Below are 16,023 nucleotides of genomic sequence, written 5' to 3'. Positions count from 1 at the left end.
CTCAGATCTCAATCGGTTCCGGCCCGCAGACCGACGGAGTCGAGGAACGAGTGCCAGTCCTGGCGGACAGCGGCGGCAATCTCGTCCGCGGACGCTCCACTCGGTGACGCGACGATCCGGGCGCCGGCCTCGATCATCTCGTTCCCGCGTGCGGACCATTCGCTCACATGACCTTGAAGCACATCCAGATTGCCGGGGTCAGCCGCGACGAGGAATTCGACCAGCGCTACCGACCAACGCTGACTACGCAGGCTGTCACGCCAGAGATTCTCCAGAATCAGCGAGTCCAATCGCACTCCCACACGAGCGGTTTGGCGCCGGAGCTGGACGAGGAAGAGCTGATCGGCAATCGCCTTGGTCACCAGATTTGTGGCGACGAATGCTCGGTCCCAATCGAATTCCACCAGGGCCCATTCGAATGCGGCCCGAATGGGCTGCCAATCGGGGCGCTCGGTCCAGAATTCCTTCTCCGCGGTACCGAATCCGCGTTCGGGATGCGTCAACTGCAGCTGGGTCGTGCGGTACGCGGTGAGCTGCACCCGGCGGAGCTGGTCCGCGGTCTGGAAAGCGGCACAGTTGGCGACATAGCTGCTGATTGCGAGCTGCTGAACGTAGGCGGACAGCATCTGCTGGCTGTGCGCGACGTACCGCGTCGGGGTCAGGGCCCGCACGAGCAGGGTCAGTGCCTCATCCGAGAGCGTCTCGTCGGAGCCGTCGCCGTCGAACTGGGCGATCAATCCCTCGACGTACGTCTCCTGATCGTCCTGGTCGGCAACATAACTGCCGTAGGTGACGGTATCGGGATCTCTGAAGCTGTCCCAGTCGGCGACTGTCAACTTCATCGAGTCGCGGTGCTCGCGCAGCCACACGTTTCCGTGAACGTCGGGTCCCATTTCGAGTGGCACGGGTCCGGTGGTGTGGTTCATGTTGTGCGTGAGCACTTCGTACTCGGTGGGCCGTCGCCCGAGGTTGCCGAACGCACTCCACGTCTTGAGCCCGCGCGAACGGGACCGCGGTGTCTTGCTGGTCATGACTTCTCCTGTCCCGAGTTCTCGAAGAACCAGACGTATTCATCGGTGCGAGTCTTGAGGCGCCCCTTGAACGAGGGCATGTCGATCTCGAGCGCGGCCAACTGATAACTCTGGCCGAAGTGCTTTTCCAAGCTCGACTGCGTCAGGCGGCACGCTCCGCGTGTGTGGATGCGGACGTAGTCCTCGCGGTCGAGTACCAGCACATCCTGCCCTGGGTTGTCCTCTTCGATCGCATCGATCACCGCCTCCGCAAGGTTGCCGGCCCGGATGACCGGACCCACAAGGTCGGGGGACGACTCGTCTGAGGCATCCATGTCGACAATGGTCATGAGTGTGAACTCCTACGGTCAGTGATTCGCCTGGACCGGCGACTTGAGGCGAACTTGAATGACACCGTCCACGATTCGGACGTCGTGCTTGTGCAGACAGGTGTCCCGGGGATTGACCCCGGCACCGGTCAGCGCGTCGAACTGCCACTCGTGTGCGCGGCAGGTGACGACGCCGTTCTCGAATTCCCCCTCGACCAGGGAGATGCTCTGGTGCGGGCAGATTCCGTCGTACGCGCGGACCTCACCGTTCACCTTCACCAAGAGCACTTCGTCGTCTCCGACGTCGAACGATTCCATCTCGTCGTCCCACAGTTCGTCCTCGGCGAGCAGGTCGACGAAGTCGTTGCCGGTCTCGTCAACCATTGGAACCCACCTGCTCTCGGAAGCGAACGTCGACCCATTGCAGCGGTGGGACCGTGCGGGTGCCGAGCAGTTCGCCGAGGGTGGCGTCGGAAGTCATCACGGTGCCGTCCACCAGCACGTCGTATCCGGGGCTCACCTCGGGTTTCGGGACCCGCCGGCCCACCGAGTGCACCGCGACCTTGCGGGCGATCTGATCCCAGGTGTCGTCGGTGTCCACGGCCACGAGGTGTGGGACGAAATCGCCGACGAAACGGCCGGTGATGGGGAAGGGTGCCATATCAGTTCTCCTTGCCGATCGAGTGAAGTCCGAGATCAGATCGAGATCGGTTCGCGTTCAACGGATTCCTCCACCGGTGTGGCCTGTGACGGGAGATAGTCCTTCGCCCAGGCGTAGTCGTACACGTCGTCTCCCATCACGTCCGGGGTCAGGCCCATGTAGAGCAGCCCACCGGCGAGGTCGGCCGGGAGAATCTGGCCGTCGATGAATCGATCGATGAAGTTCTGGTGGCCGGCGTAGCGCTCGGGGTCCTGCTCGAAGCACCACTTGGAAATCTCCGAATCGAAGTGGTAGAGCCGACCCTTGTAGGTCAGGCTGTGGTCGGCGAGATCGTGCCGGGAGAACGCCGATCCCAACGGGAGCTGGGTGAGGTTGCACAGCGCCGGCAATGTGTCCGGCAGGGTGTCCTCGATCCGATCATCGTTGACGTTCTTGATGATCTCGTCCCACATCACACCCCAGTTCTCCTCCCAGGTGGGGTACTTCTCGCGCAGCCATTCCCGTTCGTCCTTCGAGACGCCGGCATTCGGCTTCCAGAACAGTGTCGGGCGCCAGAACCAGGTTCCCAGGTGCATGGCGTGATGGCCGTTCTCGAGCGAGTACAGGAACTGGTCCCAGTACCAGGGCTTCTTCAGTCCGTAGTCCTCGAGGATCCGTTCGTGGTGGTTGACGATCCACTCGAGCATGAACTCCTTGAAGCTCATCTTGCGCTGATCGAGGGGCGTGTAGTAATCCATCGCCGGTCCGGTCAACGTCTGGAACAGGCGGGTGGACCGCCAGAAGGCGACATCGAGTGCCTTCTGTGCGCGGGCGGGGTCGTGCTCCATCATGATGGACAGGGTGGGGAAGCCCTGCTGGGCGTGTCGTGCCTCGTCGGTTTGGATGGAGGACAACAGGTTCGACCAGTTGATGTCGCCGGCAGCCATGGCGTCGGCGGCCAATGCGACGAACTGGACGTTGGTGAATCCGTGTTCGACGGTCAGGCTCGTCGCCAGCGCGGCTTCGACGCAGTCGGCGTTGAGCATCGCATCGTCGAAGAAGTTTTTCACCGCCAGGACACCCCACTCCTTGGTGTGGAACGCCTTCTGCGACCAATCGAAACGCGGATCCTGCTTGAGCAGATCGTGGGAGAAGCGCAGATCGAGCTGGGCGTGGCGGGTCTCGTCGAGCATCCCGAAGACCCCGAGATTGCGCCAGCGCGGGGTCGGCGCGAACCGGCAGAATCGGCTCTGCATGGTCACTGCCATGTGCTCGACCATGCAGGTGGTGCCCATGTGCAGATGCGACGCGGCGACGTGCGCGGGATCGAGCTTCTCGTAGGTGCCGGAACGCACCAGGGCGCTGCTGACAGCCTTGACGCCTGACTCCTTCTCACGCTGGATTCGGACATAGTCGCGGTACGAGACCCGGAACGGTTCGTCCCACTTGTCCCAGGCCTCCTTCGGTACGTCCCCCGCGCCGCTCCAACTCGTCGGGAACGCCACCGCCGGATCGACATAGCTCAGTTCCCAGTCGAGGTCTCGCGAGATGTCGTACCAATCGTCCCGGTTCAGTAACATATTGTGCGCCTTCCATTGTGGCGGTATGGGCGGTGGTCTTCTGGATTGTTCGGTGCCGCGGTCATCGCTTGACCCGCAGCACTCGGTAGTTGGTGTATTCGAGGACGCCGTGGATGGACTGCTCGACTCCCAGGCCGGACTGCTTGACGCCGCCGAAGGGCACATCGGAGGAGAGCATCGGGTGCTGGTTCACCCAGACCGTGCCCGCTTCGACTCGTTCGGCGACCTCGATTGCTCGCCGTTCGTCGGAGGACCACACCGAGGCGCCGAGTGCGAGTTCGGAGTCGTTGGCGCGCGCGATGACATCGTCGAGGTCGGTGTAGGTCAGGATCGGCAGGACCGGGCCGAACTGTTCCTCGCGAACCAGGGGCACGGAGTCGTCGACCCCGCGCACCAAGGTGACCGGGTGGAAGTAGCCGGGGCCCTCGGGCACCTCGCCGCGGAAATAGACGTCGGCGCCGCGGTTGGCCGCATCATCGACATACCCGCGCACCTTGGCGAACTGGGCGGCATTCTGGACCGGGCCCATGTCGACCCCGTCGTCGAGCCCGTTGCCCACCTTCACCCCGTTGGCAACCTCGGCCAGAGCTTCTTCGATCACGGGGGCGAGGTGCTGGGGCACGTAGAGGCGCTTGAGGCCCGCGCAGACCTGTCCACAGTTCGACAGGGCGCCCCAGTACAGATCCGCCGCGATCGACGCCACGTCGACGTCGTCGAGGACTATGCCGGGATCGTTGCCACCGAGTTCGAGGGTCAGCCGCTTGAGGGTTGCGCCGGCGCCCGCCATGATCGACTTCCCGGCGCGTTCGGACCCGGTGAAGGTGATCTTGTCGATCCCGGGGTGAGCAGTCATCGCCCGGCCGAGATCGTCGCCGCCACTGAGCACCTGCAGCACACCCGGGGGGAGGATCTGTTGCGCGAGCTCACCCAGGCGCAAGGTGGCCACCGGGGTCAGGGGAGAGGGTTTGACGATGATCGGGTTGCCGGTGATCAGGGCGGGACCGATCTTCCACAACGCCAGCAGGAGAGGATAGTTCCAGGCGGTGATGCCCCCGACGACCCCGACCGGTGCGCGGTGCACCTCGATCAGCTCGTCGTCGTTGTTGCGGATGACCTCGACGGGAATGGCCCAGCTGGCATACCGCTCGAGACCGCGCAGACCCGATTCGATCTCGCCGGCGGCCTTCGCCAACGGTTTCCCCTGTTCGAGGGTCACCAGACGAGCCAGTTCGTCGATGTTGGCGCGCACGTGGTCGACCAGGCGAAGGACGATGCCTTGCCTGAAGGGGAGGTCGTGCGTAGCCCAGTGCTTGGCGGCTCTCCGAGCTGCAGCGACCGCGGCGTCGAGGTGCTCGACTCCGGCGTCCGGAACCTCGATGAAGACCGACTCGGTGGCGGGGTTGATCACGGGGATCACGGCTGTGGTGGTCGTGATCTGTCCGTCGATGGTCAGCCCAGGTGGGGTGATGTTGGACAGGGAATCTGCGGTGATACTCATGATTGACTTCCTTCCGGGCGGAAGAGGGTCCTGAACTGTTCCGGGGTGTAGACGTGGTGTCGGGCCTTCTCCTCGCGCGGGTCGGAGATCCGGGCCTTGGCGGCAGGTCGGGCAGAAATGCGGTCGGCCCACGCTTTGACGTTGGGGTAGTCGGCGACATCGACCCCGTGTCCAGCGGCCACCCGAGTCCACGGGAAGGTCGCAATATCCGCGATGGAGTACTCGCCGGCGAGGTACTCGCGGTCACGAAGCCGGTCATCCATGACGCGGTAGAGGCGGGCCACCTCGCCCGCATACCGGTTTCGGGCGTACGGGTTGTCGATGCCCTGCTTCGGGGCATGCGAGACGAAGTGGGCGGCCTGCCCTGCCATCGGCCCCTGGTTGGCCACTTGCCAGAACAGCCAGCACAGCACTTCTTGGCGGGCGATCGGATCCCCGGGGAGGAGGCGACCGGTCTTCTCCGCCAGATAGAGCAGGATGGCACCGGATTCGAATATCGCCAAGCGTCGGCCACCGGGGCCATCGTGGTCCACGATGGCCGGCACTTTGCTGTTCGGATTGATCTCGACGTACTCCGATTCGAACTGGTCGCCCTCACTGATGTCGGTCCAGACGATCTGGTAATCCAGTCCCAACTCCTCCAGCGCGATGAGCACTTTCCGCACGTTGGGGCTTGTGTAGTAGTAGAGATCAATCATCGAACGATGCTCCAACGGAATCGATTACGGAGGGTCAGATGTCATACTGCTTGCGGATGCGGTCCATGTAGTCCACGAGGTTCTGCTTGGACTGGACGTAACCGGATCCGAGCCACTGCTGCGGCTGGTCGGCGATGTGCCGCAGCGTCGAGTACACCGAAGCGTCGATCGAATGCAGCTTGTCGCCGAGGAAGAAGGCCTTGTCGCCGAGAAAGTCGGACAGGGCATCGACGTCTGCCCGGAAGAACTCGACGACGACCTCCGCACTCCGCCGGCCCATGCCCTGTCCGTTGAACTCTTCGAGGATCCGGCCCCGGAACGCGTCCAGGCCTTCGCGCATCTCCGGCGTCACCTCGGCGCCTTGAACGATGTACGGGATGTAGGTTTCCCAACCGGTGTCCTCACGCCAGCGCGGCTGAATGATGCCGCTCCAGTACAGGTGCTCCTCGATCAACCGGTTGAAGGCGAGAGCCAAGGCAAGCTCTTGCTTGCTCAGGTCCGCGTCGAGTTTGTCGCCGTACTTGTCCTTCAGGTAGGCGATGATCGTGTTCGAGTCGCCGACCTTGGTTCCATCGCTGTCGACGATGTACGGAAGCTTGCCGTGGGGCGAGTCCTGGTCGAGGGTCGCCAGGTCCTGCGTCTTGTGCTCGAATTCGACACCCGCGAACTGCAGGTAGTTCACTACCTTCGTGACGTACGGGCTGATGTCCGGGATCCCCCAGGCGGGAACATATCCGTAGACGGTGATCATCGTGTGTGTCGTCCTTCTGTTCGATGGGATGGAGATTCAGTGGCATACAGGGTTCGATCGGTTGCTCACCACTGGAGGAATGTTCCGTCCGAGTGCTGGAACCGGCCCGAGTTCTCGGGTGTGAGGTTGTCGATGTTCTTGATCAGCCCGGCGGCGGCCTGCTCCGGGGTGATGTAGGTGTGCTCGCCGGGGAAGTCTTTGGTCAGGTCGGTGGCGACCATGCCCGGATGGAGCATCAGCACGCTGATCCCGCTCTCGGCCAGGTCGTGGTGCAGGTTCAGTCCGGCCATGTTGGCGGCGGCCTTGGAGATCCGGTAGCTGTACATGCCACCGGAGGTGTTGTCGCCGAGCGATCCGACCCGGCTGGTGACGATGCCGACCTTCGCGCCGGGCTGCAGGAGTGAGCGCAGTGCCTCCACGGTGCGCAGCGGTCCGAGGGTGTTGATCTCGATCTGTTTGCGGACCAGGTCGTAGTCGATCGACCCCAGCTCGTCGAGCCACATGACGCCGGCGACATGGATCAGGGCGTCCAGTTCGGTACCCGTTGTGGCGAGCCGGGTGGCGAGCGCCTCGACCGATTCCTGCGATGTGACATCGACGTTCGGCTCGACGGTGATGCCGTCGGCGGTGAGATCGGCGCCGTCGAACAGGCAGGCTGCGATGACGTTGTCGCCGCGCTCGTGTAACTGGCGGACGATCGAGTGCGCGATGCCCTTGTCGGCGCCGACGACCAATACTGTGGACACTGTCCAGCACTTCCTTTCAGGCTAGGACGCCGGCAGTGGCGTCCTGCTCGGTTCCGATGATGTTCTGTGCAGCGAGCGAGGCGATGTCGTCGGTGCTGTAGCCGATTTCTGCGAGGATTTCGGTGTTGTGCTGGCCGAGTAGCGGGGCGCCCTTGGGGGCGTCCGGAACGGTGCCGAGGAACCGGGCCGCCACCCGCGCCTGCCGCACGCGCCCGGCAGCGGGGTGCTCTGATTCGACGATGATCTCGGCGGCCTTAACCTGCGGGTGTTCGATAACCTCGGCCCGCGTGAGGATGGGCGCGGCCGGTACGTCGAACTCGTCGAGCAGCGCCAACCACTCGGCAGAGTTCTTGTCGAGCAGCGCAGATTGGATGAGTTCCAGACGCTCGTTGATGTGCTTCGACCGACCCACCGGGGTGGAGAAGCGCTCGTCCTCGATCCACTCCGGGTGCCCGAGTGCCTTGCACATGCTCTGCCACTCACCGTTGCTGTTGGTGGCGACGGTGATGTACCCGTCCGCGGTCTGGTAGATCAAGTCGATGAAGCTGCCACCCTTCTCCAGCGGGACGGGCTGATCCGGGAAGGTGTAGGCGCCCATGTCCGATGCCCACAGGAACGAGAGCACCGCCTCGAGCATCGACAACCGGATGTGCTGGCCCTCCCCGGTGCGCTCGCGGGCGAACAACGCAGCCGAAAGTGCCTGCGCGGCAACGACTGCGGTCAACTTGTCGGGGAGGATCGTGCGGATCAGGCGGGGCCGTTCCTCGTCGGATCCGGCCTGGACGGTGGTCAGGCCGGTCAGAGCCTGGATCAGCGAATCGTAGACCCGCTGCCCGGAGGCCGGCCCGCGCTCGCCGAATCCGCTCATGGAGAGGTAGATCAGTTTCGAGTTGAGCGGGGCGAGATCGTCGTATCCGATGCCGAGTCGCTCGACGACACCCGGCCGGAAATTCTGCACGACGACGTCAGCGGTGGAGACCAGCTTCTTCAGTACCGCAACGCCTTCCGGCGTCTTCAGGTCGAGAGTCAGGGACCGCTTCGACCTGTTGACGTTGACGAACATCGCCGACATGTCGCCGGAGCGATTGGGCAGGGAACGAACGTGATCGCCCTTGCCGGGTACCTCCACTTTGATGACGTCGGCGCCCTGGTCGCCGAGGATGTCCGTGGCCCAGGGGCCCGACATCATCGAGCACAGGTCGACGATCTTGATTCCGGTCATGGGGCCGCTCATGAAGCGCACCTTTCGCCTGGTTGAAGAGTGCTTCGCAGAGTGTCACGAGACACGATCGAGGCTTGTTGTGACTTGCTTCACTCCATAGTATTGAGATATCTCTTGCTCGTCAATTGTTCCGACGTGAAATGTTTTCCGGCTATAGTATCGACGACGAAAGGACCAGGTGGCATGACTAGTTCTCGCCCTACGCTGACGATCCAGAGGGCATACGCCGTCGCCCGCGAAGCATTCGAACCCGGTGGGGCCGACCTCGTCGGCGTCGAGATCGAATGGCCAGTGCACAAGCGAGGCAGTCTCTTACGCCCGGAACCCGCCGACTTCCTGCCAATCATGAACCGCCCACTGCCGAACAGCAGTCGGATCACGATCGAGCCGGGCGGGCAGGTCGAACTGTCGGGTCCGCCGCTCGAATCGGGGCCGGCCACGCTACACGCCATCAACGAAGACGCCGTGATTCTCCACCATCGGCTACGAGCACATGGGCTGATTCCGACCGACCTCGCCGTGGACGACCGCCGTCCCCCGCACCGGATCCTCGACCTCCCGAGGTATCGGGCAATGGAGAGTTTCTATGCGCACCGCGGCCGGGAAGGGACCTGGATGATGACGAACACTGCATCGGTCCAGATCAACATCAGCCACCATCCCGACGGCCGAAACCTGCGCTGGGCACTGGCGAACAAGATGGGCCCGATCCTGGTCGCGGCCTTCGCGAATTCTCCCGGGATCGGCCCCGACGGGCAGCGCTGGCAATCGGTACGGCAAGCGATCTGGAATGGGATCGACCCCGGGCGAACGGCACCGGTCCCCGTGAGTGATCAACCCGGAACAGATTGGGCGCACTACGCTCTCGCGGCAGACGTGTTCTTCATTCGCGGCGGCGATCTGGGCACGAGCGTTTCGCCGGGGTTGACCTTCGCCGATTGGATGACAACAGGGCACCCGGCAGGCTGGCCGACCGAGGATGATCTGCGCTACCACCTGACGACACTATTTCCGCCGATCCGGCCTCGCGGCTGGCTCGAGTTCCGAATGATCGATGCCTTGGAGCCGGATTGCCGCTCCGCCGCGGTCCTCGTCGCCTCGACCGCAATGGAAGACCGAATTGCCGCGGAACTGGTCGACCTGCTCCCGGATACGCAGGACCTCTGGGTGACGGCCGCACGTGACGGACTCAACGACCCGGTACTCCGGGACGCCGCACAGCTCCTGCTCGGCGTGGTCGAGCTGCACCTACGCCGGCACCCGACCCACTCGTCCGCCGCGGGAACCGTTTCGACCTACATCGATCGATACACCAAGCACGGACTGGCCCCCGCACACGTGCACGGGGACATCGAAACGGACGCGTTCCCACGGCTCGACGATGTGGTCGTGGCGGCACCGTGACCGATGCCTGCTGACTTACCGGCGAGTGCAGCTCGGGCACCATGGAGACCCGGCAGGGGTCCACCCCGTCCGGACTCCCGCACTCGACGACCGAATCGCCGAGAACTACCTGCTCGCGGCCAGGTGACCGACTATGCCCGCTTGGCGCCCGCCGCATTCGACGGCCTGATCCACAGGGGGCCGGACCGCGATTCACCCCTTGGGCGCGACCTCGTTCAACGCCGCCCGCGCGGCATCTCGGTCCCATCTCGCACTCGCGGAGGTCCAGCATCGATCTGGAAGGGGTACGAGTGGGGGAGTGCGACCCTGGCGTCCACTTTCACGCCTGGGCCCTGGCAGCCGGCAGCGTCGGGTGGACGTGCTGCGCCGAACCGCGCTCGGTTCAGGCCCTGAGGATTCGCTCAGTCGGTTTCCAGCCCCACTGCAGGATCCTCGAACTGAGCCAAGAGGATCTTGAGGAGCCGCCGAAGCTCCGCTTGGTCGTCGCCGGCCAAGATGTCCAGGAGCCGCGACTCGTGATCCATGATGTCGGAGACGACCTCGTCGACGAGCTTGACACCCTTCCTTGTCAATTGCACATCCACCCGACGACGGTCCTTCGGGTGGAAGCTCCGCTTGACCAGTCCGCTGCGCTCGAGCTTGTCCAGCCGGTTCGAGATCCCGCCGGGAGTAATCAGCGCCGCCTCGGAAAGGCGCCCGGCCGTCATCCGATACGGCTTTCCGGCACGCCGTAGCATCGCGAGCACATCGAGCGTGACCCGGTCGGTGCCGAGTTCGGCCAGGCGTTCGACGCGTTCGCGCTCCAAATGCCGTGCAATGCGCCAGATCCTGGTCACGATTCCCACGGAACTGACGTCAATGTCCGGGCGTTCACGCGCCCATGCCTGCTCAACCCGATCGACACCGTCGTCGCCGATCGCGTCCGAACCCGTCGTCGTAACCTCAGCAGTCATGTGATCCTCGAAGCCGCATGGATGCAGTCTACGACGAGAAAGAAGTTCACGGCTAAAAAATACACCAGAACAAGATTTGCGTGCTCGAAGCTACCCCTGATCGCCCACGCCCACGCCTTCGCCGGTCGGCTCGCCGGTCGTGGCGCGGGCGAACCACCTCCCAGAGAAGCGCGGTGCGACGGGTTCGGCACGTCGATCGTCGAACGGCGCCCAGGTCCTCCCCGTACCAGTCCGTCCTCGCCTCAGGCCCCGACGGAAGTGGGCGCGACAGCGGCGATGGCCGTGGGGACGGTACTCCAGGTGCCCTGCGCGGGGCACCGTCCATACGAATGGTCTCACCGTTGAGGTAGTCGTGTTCGACGATCGTCTGGGCGGGTTGGGCGGGTTGGGCGTATTCGGCGGGCTGACCGAGGCGTGAGGGGGAGGGGACGCCCGCTTCGAGGCGCTTGCTCGCCGACGGTGTCGGTCTTGGCGATGGCGTAGGCGGCGAGGCGCATGACGTTGAACGTGCCGAGGAGGGTCACGCCGTCGGGGACGTTGTCGCCGGCGCGCTCGATGGACTGCTGCAGGTCGAGTCCGAACACGGTGGTTCCGGCGTCGGCGAGACGCTTGGCGGTGGCGGCGCCGAGCCCGGAGGCTGCTCCGGTGACCTGTGCGGTGGTCTCTTGAATATTCAAGTTCGAACCTTTCGCTGGGAGGTAAGTCTCCACTTCGTCGGGACCCGGATAATCAGGGCGTCGCCCTGCCCGCCTCCACCACACAGTGCAGCAGCTCCGTCACCACCGCCGCGGCGCTGCAACTCCAGAGCCAGATGCAGGGTGATCCGCGCCCCGGACATTCCGACGTGCTCACCGCGGACCTCCTCAGGATGCCGGCGAACGCTGGAGGGAAGGCAGTCGTGTGTCGCGAGAGCGCACCTCAACAGACGGCGCAACGATGGGTAGATCGTGAACGAGACACGCCACGGAAGCAAGTCCTGCACACGAATAAGCCGAAGTTCCTTCCTGTGCCACTCCCACGTAAAGCGCAGTTCCGCAGAGTATTCGGTCATGATATCCGGAATGGACGGGACGACGTCGACCCGTGGAGTGTAGAGGGCGTCGACGCTGAGAAACGCCGCAACGACGGCAATAGTCACCGAGAACCGACCATGCAACAGTCGGCCCGGCGAATGCGGAATGCGCAATTCCGTGGCAGGATCCCGGCATTCGATCACTCGCGGTGGCATTGGCGAGCGGGCCAAATTGAGGGAACGTGCACCATGTGGCGCGGTAATTCGATACCGACGCCGTATGCCTGCCTGCATTGATCTACGCCCCAATGCTGCCGAAATGTGTTGACATCTGGTTGGACCGCGACTGTGCTGTTGGCAGTCTCGGGCGTACACGTTAAACTTTCGGACGAAACTACTTAGCAGTGAATAGTCCCGAGCTGATCAATTCAAGTGACAATGGGGTATGGGATGGGCGTCGAAGCACCATCGATTCGGGACGTGGCCGGAGACGATGGCGTCGATCGCATCGAGCAGGCGTGGGTACGTGAACGGCCGGATATCAACGTCAGTTCGGTGGGTATCGTGTCGAGGATTTGGCGCATTGCGCGATACCTGGAGCGTGAACGCAGTCAACGCCTGGTAGAGCTGGGAACCGATCCTGCGACGCTCGACCTCTTGGCAATGCTGCGGCGGTCCGGCAAGCCGTATCGGATGACGGCAGGGCAACTCACCGAGGCTGCGCTGATAACCCCGGCTGGTATCTCGAACCGCCTGGACAAACTCGAACGCAGTGGTCTGCTCAAGCGGAGCTTTCACGCACAAGACCGTCGTCGAGTCGACGTTCAATTGACCAAAAAGGGAGTCCAACTCATCGACGAGGTCGCCTCCGACATCCTGGGTCGCGAGTCGCAACTCCTCGCGTTTGTGAGCAAAGACGATGACGCCGAACTTCGCAGGCTTCTCAAACTCCTCCTCGCCCACTTCGAGGACCCGGGTCCCGGTTAGCTGAGACCGAAGAGCTCGACGCCGGCCGTGCACCAGTTGGTGTAGGCCGATGAATCCGGGTAACGCTCTCGAGCATGTGTGGGACTCGAGCTGTCGAAGTTGATGGTGCGCATCGAGTGGCGCTGCGCGGTAGCAGTGTTCGTGACTGGTGGACGAGTCGCGCCCCCGACATCTCGAAGTTCGCGGACTTGGGCGTTGAACGTCCTGGTGGCATTGCCCCGGGGCCCCGAGTGTGATGGCGATGCGACCTGCTGATCGGAATTCGGCCTGACTACCACCTCGGGTGGATGACCCCCGGCGCCTCTGAGCACGGGATTCGCTAGAAACAGGGCGCATAGATGCACATGCATCTATTCACTACTGAAAAAACATCTATGCAAACAATTGACTCATGAAAGAAAGCTCAATACTATTCGGTGAGGCAGGCCACACTGAGCAACGAGTTCTGGCTGTTGGCCTCGCGAACCCCCGGATCACTTCTCCCTACTGAAAGGTGCGCTTCATGAGCGGCCCCATGACCGGAATCAAGATCGTCGACCTGTGCTCGATGATGTCGGGCCCCTGGGCCACGGACATCCTCGGCGACCAGGGCGCCGACGTCATCAAAGTGGAGGTACCCGGCAAGGGCGATCACGTTCGTTCCCTGCCCAATCGCTCCGGCGACATGTCGGCGATGTTCGTCAACGTCAACAGGTCGAAGCGGTCCCTGACTCTCGACCTGAAGACGCCGGAAGGCGTTGCGGTACTGAAGAAGCTGGTCTCCACCGCTGACGTCGTCGTGCAGAATTTCCGGCCGGGTGTCGTCGAGCGACTCGGCATCGGATACGACGATCTCGCCCCGCTCAACTCGAAACTGATCTACCTCTCCATGAGCGGATTCGGCGAGCGCGGGCCGGCCTCCGGGCAGCGGGTCTACGATTCGCTGATCCAGGCTCTGACCGGCCTGACCACCGTCCAGGCCGGATCCGACGAGGAACGGCCCCGCCTGATCCGCACGATCCTCCCCGATAAGCTCAGTGCCATTGTCGCCTCACAGGCACTTTCGGCTGCGTTGTTCGCCCGCGAACGCACCGGGGAGGGCCAGCACATCCGGTTGTCGATGCTCGAGGCGGTGCTCTCGTTCCTGTGGGCATCGGACATGGGCGCCTACACCTTCCCCGATCAGCCCGTCCCGCTGTCGCAGGGCGGGAGCTTCATCGACTTGATCTACCAGACCGCGGACGGGTACATCACCGTCGCCACCAACAGCAACGGTGAGTGGCAGAGCATGTGCAAGGCACTCGGGCACCCGGAGTGGATCGAGGACGAGCGCTTCTCCACCCCGGTGGGTCGGTCGAAGCACATCAACGAGCGACTCGAGATGATCCAGGAAGTGCTCCTGACCAGGTCTTCAGCTGAATGGCTGAGTGTGCTCGACTCCTTCGATGTGCCGGCCGCGCCCATCCTCACGCGGGCCGAGGTCATCGAACACCCGCAGGTCAAGGCCGCCGAGATCATCGTCGAATCAGAGCACCCCGTGGCCGGACGTGTGCGGCAGGCCCGCGTTCCCGCGCGGTTCCTCGGCACCGTTCCGGAAGCGCCACGCGGAGCGCCGCTTCTCGGCCAGCACAACACGGAAATTCTTACCGAATCGGGTTTCACCGCTGAACAAATCGCCGAACTTGCTGCCGCCAGCATTATCGGATCCGAGCAGGGCGCCGTTGTCGGCGTCACCGCGTGAAAGGAATGGACACTATGTCAACAGTATTGGTCGTCGGTGCCGACAAGGGCATCGCGCACTCGATCGTCCGCCAGTTACACGAGCGCGGCGACAACGTCATCGCAGCCTGCCTGTTCGACGGCGCCGATCTCACCGCCGACGGCATCACCGTCGAGCCGAACGTCGATGTCACATCGCAGGAATCGGTCGAGGCGCTCGCCACCCGGCTCGCCACAACGGGTACCGAACTGGACGCCCTGATCCATGTCGCCGGCGTCATGTGGCTCGACGAGCTGGGGTCGATCGACTACGACCTGGTCCGCAAACAGATCGAGATCAACACCCTCGGACCGCTGCGCACCGTGGAGGCACTGCGCTCACTCCTGCAGCCCGGCGCGAAGGTCGGCATCGTCACCAGCCGGGTCGGATCACTCGGCGACAACACCTCCGGTGGCATGTACAGCTACCGGATCTCCAAGGCCGCCGCCAACATGGCCGGACTGAACCTGCACCACGACCTGGCCGAGAACGGGATCAGCGTGCTGATGCTCCATCCGGGCATGGTCGCCACCGACCTGACCAAAGACTTCCCCGGCGAGCACACCTACATCACCCCGGAGCAGGCCGCCGCCGGGCTGATCAAGAACATCGACAACCTCACACCCGAGAACTCGGGCCGGTTCCAGCACTCGGACGGAACATTCCTCCAGTGGTAGGGCGTCCTTCCAGACTGTACTGCACGTAATTTCATAGACAGAAATGCCGAGACACATGATCACCATTTACGGATACACGCCGGCCTTCGGAGTTCCGGACATCAGTCCCTACGTCACCAAGATCATCAACTATATGACGTTCACGGGGATCGAGTTCGAGCACAAGACGCAGGACCTGGCGACCCTGGACCAGGACTCGCCCCACGGCAAACTGCCGTACATCGTCGACAGCGATGGAACCAAGGTCGGCGACTCGAACACGATCATCGCCTACCTGAAGGACACGTACGGCGACAAACTCGACGCGGGTCTGTGTACCAAAGACCGGGCGTTGTCCCTGTCGTTCAGCCGATTGGTCGAAGAGCACCTCTACTGGAGCGGCATCATCCAGCCGCGCTATCGCGAAGATTCGGGGTGGGAGACGTACATCCCCTGCATCGTTGGCGGCGCTGAAGTGACCCCGGAGCTGCGGGGATTCCTTGACGCATTCCGTGCCCGGGTCGTCGAGGGCTTCGATGGCCAGGGGATGGGACGACGGAGTGCCGAAGTAGTCGTCGACTTCTTCCGAGCAGATGTCGATGCTCTCTCGGACTACCTCGGAGACAGCGACTACTTCCTTGGAAGCGAACTGCATTCCATTGACGCGACTGTGTACTCGATCATCCGGCACATCGCCGACCAACCACAGGACTGGCTGGGCGCCGGGTACGTGCAGACCAAACCGAACCTGATGTCGTACTTGGACCGCATCCGCAAGCAGTACGACATTTGACATCCG

Annotated in this window: 16 protein-coding genes and 2 pseudogenes; 5 read left to right on the top strand and 13 right to left on the bottom strand. The window is 63.3% G+C overall.

Annotated features, from left to right (window positions below; translation table 11 throughout):
* Nucleotides 1-8: 8 nt before the first annotated feature.
* From isoE to WKC72_RS24780, 10 genes are all read right to left on the bottom strand, one after another.
* Nucleotides 9-1,031 carry an isoprene monooxygenase oxygenase subunit beta gene (gene isoE / locus WKC72_RS24825; protein ID WP_037239215.1) on the bottom strand — a complete coding sequence of 341 codons (1,023 nt, stop codon included), beginning with the start codon at nt 1,029-1,031 and terminating at the stop codon, nt 9-11.
* Entirely contained in the window at nt 1,028-1,360 is a 333-nt protein-coding gene (gene isoD, locus WKC72_RS24820) for an isoprene monooxygenase effector protein (protein ID WP_052033556.1), read from the bottom strand. The genes isoE and isoD overlap by 4 nt, the downstream gene beginning before the upstream one ends.
* A gap of 18 nt (nt 1,361-1,378) precedes the next feature.
* On the bottom strand, nt 1,379-1,723 hold the full coding sequence (gene isoC / locus WKC72_RS24815; protein WP_268790639.1) for an isoprene monooxygenase ferredoxin: 345 nt from the start codon (nt 1,721-1,723) through the stop codon (nt 1,379-1,381).
* A complete protein-coding gene (isoB, locus tag WKC72_RS24810; protein ID WP_037239209.1) occupies nt 1,716-2,000 on the bottom strand; it encodes an isoprene monooxygenase oxygenase subunit gamma in 285 nt (94 codons plus the stop codon). Before isoB ends, isoC begins: the two co-directional genes overlap by 8 nt.
* Before the next feature lie 35 nt (nt 2,001-2,035).
* Nucleotides 2,036-3,559, bottom strand: coding sequence for an isoprene monooxygenase oxygenase subunit alpha (gene isoA, locus WKC72_RS24805; protein ID WP_037239206.1), 1,524 nt, complete (start codon nt 3,557-3,559; stop codon nt 2,036-2,038).
* 61 nt (nt 3,560-3,620) lie between these two features.
* On the bottom strand, nt 3,621-4,976 hold the full coding sequence (gene tadD / locus WKC72_RS24800) for a non-phosphorylative glyceraldehyde 3-phosphate dehydrogenase TadD (RefSeq protein WP_370184491.1): 1,356 nt from the start codon (nt 4,974-4,976) through the stop codon (nt 3,621-3,623).
* Between the two features lie 77 nt (nt 4,977-5,053).
* Nucleotides 5,054-5,755 carry a glutathione S-transferase family protein gene (locus tag WKC72_RS24795; RefSeq protein WP_037239200.1) on the bottom strand — a complete coding sequence of 234 codons (702 nt, stop codon included), beginning with the start codon at nt 5,753-5,755 and terminating at the stop codon, nt 5,054-5,056.
* Nucleotides 5,756-5,789: 34 nt separating this feature from the next.
* On the bottom strand, nt 5,790-6,506 hold the full coding sequence (locus WKC72_RS24790) for a glutathione S-transferase family protein (protein WP_037239197.1): 717 nt from the start codon (nt 6,504-6,506) through the stop codon (nt 5,790-5,792).
* A gap of 65 nt (nt 6,507-6,571) precedes the next feature.
* Nucleotides 6,572-7,252, bottom strand: coding sequence for an SDR family oxidoreductase (locus tag WKC72_RS24785; protein WP_370179890.1), 681 nt, complete (start codon nt 7,250-7,252; stop codon nt 6,572-6,574).
* 16 nt (nt 7,253-7,268) lie between these two features.
* Nucleotides 7,269-8,486 (bottom strand): CaiB/BaiF CoA-transferase family protein, encoded by a 1,218-nt coding sequence (locus WKC72_RS24780; protein WP_037245818.1) that lies wholly within the window; start codon nt 8,484-8,486, stop codon nt 7,269-7,271.
* Nucleotides 8,487-8,657: 171 nt separating this feature from the next.
* On the opposite strand from WKC72_RS24780, the gene WKC72_RS24775 reads away from it, so the two are divergent.
* On the top strand, nt 8,658-9,878 hold the full coding sequence (locus WKC72_RS24775) for a glutamate-cysteine ligase family protein (RefSeq protein WP_255221819.1): 1,221 nt from the start codon (nt 8,658-8,660) through the stop codon (nt 9,876-9,878).
* 401 nt (nt 9,879-10,279) lie between these two features.
* Here the strand turns inward: WKC72_RS24775 and WKC72_RS24770 are convergent, their stop codons facing one another.
* From WKC72_RS24770 to WKC72_RS24760, 3 genes and pseudogenes are all read right to left on the bottom strand, one after another.
* Nucleotides 10,280-10,723, bottom strand: coding sequence for a MarR family winged helix-turn-helix transcriptional regulator (locus WKC72_RS24770; protein WP_268790637.1), 444 nt, complete (start codon nt 10,721-10,723; stop codon nt 10,280-10,282).
* Nucleotides 10,724-11,129: 406 nt separating this feature from the next.
* Nucleotides 11,130-11,508 (bottom strand): annotated as a pseudogene (locus tag WKC72_RS24765) (3-hydroxyacyl-CoA dehydrogenase); the annotation flags it as partial.
* Nucleotides 11,505-11,684: pseudogene (locus WKC72_RS24760) on the bottom strand (hypothetical protein); the annotation flags it as partial. The pseudogenes WKC72_RS24760 and WKC72_RS24765, both read right to left, overlap by 4 nt.
* Before the next feature lie 609 nt (nt 11,685-12,293).
* Between WKC72_RS24760 and WKC72_RS24755 the strand changes: the two are divergent.
* From WKC72_RS24755 to WKC72_RS24740, 4 genes are all read left to right on the top strand, one after another.
* Nucleotides 12,294-12,830, top strand: a complete 537-nt coding sequence (locus WKC72_RS24755; protein ID WP_037245806.1) for a MarR family winged helix-turn-helix transcriptional regulator — start codon at nt 12,294-12,296, stop codon at nt 12,828-12,830.
* Nucleotides 12,831-13,332: 502 nt separating this feature from the next.
* Nucleotides 13,333-14,550, top strand: a complete 1,218-nt coding sequence (locus tag WKC72_RS24750; RefSeq protein WP_370179884.1) for a CaiB/BaiF CoA transferase family protein — start codon at nt 13,333-13,335, stop codon at nt 14,548-14,550.
* A gap of 14 nt (nt 14,551-14,564) precedes the next feature.
* The gene (locus WKC72_RS24745; protein ID WP_268790634.1) at nt 14,565-15,245 is read left to right on the top strand and encodes an SDR family oxidoreductase; all 681 of its coding nucleotides are present in this window, start codon (nt 14,565-14,567) and stop codon (nt 15,243-15,245) included.
* 55 nt (nt 15,246-15,300) lie between these two features.
* On the top strand, nt 15,301-16,017 hold the full coding sequence (locus tag WKC72_RS24740; protein ID WP_037237682.1) for a glutathione S-transferase C-terminal domain-containing protein: 717 nt from the start codon (nt 15,301-15,303) through the stop codon (nt 16,015-16,017).
* Nucleotides 16,018-16,023 lie beyond the last annotated feature (6 nt).

The sequence above is a fragment of the Rhodococcus wratislaviensis genome, assembly GCF_041228765.1.
Classification (GTDB): Bacteria; Actinomycetota; Actinomycetes; order Mycobacteriales; family Mycobacteriaceae; genus Rhodococcus_F; species Rhodococcus_F wratislaviensis.
Note: the sequence above shows the minus strand (reverse complement) of the source record. Positions and strands in the feature narration are given on the sequence as shown.

Bases quoted from the DNA above. Each gene is read 5' to 3' on its own strand.
- isoE (WP_037239215.1), bottom strand. From the start codon at position 1,031: ATGACCAGCAAGACACCGCGGTCCCGTTCGCGCGGGCTCAAGACGTGG.
- isoD (WP_052033556.1), bottom strand. From the start codon at position 1,360: ATGACCATTGTCGACATGGATGCCTCAGACGAGTCGTCCCCCGACCTT.
- isoC (WP_268790639.1), bottom strand. From the start codon at position 1,723: ATGGTTGACGAGACCGGCAACGACTTCGTCGACCTGCTCGCCGAGGAC.
- isoB (WP_037239209.1), bottom strand. From the start codon at position 2,000: ATGGCACCCTTCCCCATCACCGGCCGTTTCGTCGGCGATTTCGTCCCA.
- isoA (WP_037239206.1), bottom strand. From the start codon at position 3,559: ATGTTACTGAACCGGGACGATTGGTACGACATCTCGCGAGACCTCGAC.
- WKC72_RS24795 (WP_037239200.1), bottom strand. From the start codon at position 5,755: ATGATTGATCTCTACTACTACACAAGCCCCAACGTGCGGAAAGTGCTC.
- WKC72_RS24790 (WP_037239197.1), bottom strand. From the start codon at position 6,506: ATGATCACCGTCTACGGATATGTTCCCGCCTGGGGGATCCCGGACATC.
- WKC72_RS24780 (WP_037245818.1), bottom strand. From the start codon at position 8,486: ATGAGCGGCCCCATGACCGGAATCAAGATCGTCGACCTGTGCTCGATG.
- WKC72_RS24775 (WP_255221819.1), top strand. From the start codon at position 8,658: ATGACTAGTTCTCGCCCTACGCTGACGATCCAGAGGGCATACGCCGTC.
- WKC72_RS24755 (WP_037245806.1), top strand. From the start codon at position 12,294: ATGGGCGTCGAAGCACCATCGATTCGGGACGTGGCCGGAGACGATGGC.
- WKC72_RS24750 (WP_370179884.1), top strand. From the start codon at position 13,333: ATGAGCGGCCCCATGACCGGAATCAAGATCGTCGACCTGTGCTCGATG.
- WKC72_RS24745 (WP_268790634.1), top strand. From the start codon at position 14,565: ATGTCAACAGTATTGGTCGTCGGTGCCGACAAGGGCATCGCGCACTCG.
- WKC72_RS24740 (WP_037237682.1), top strand. From the start codon at position 15,301: ATGATCACCATTTACGGATACACGCCGGCCTTCGGAGTTCCGGACATC.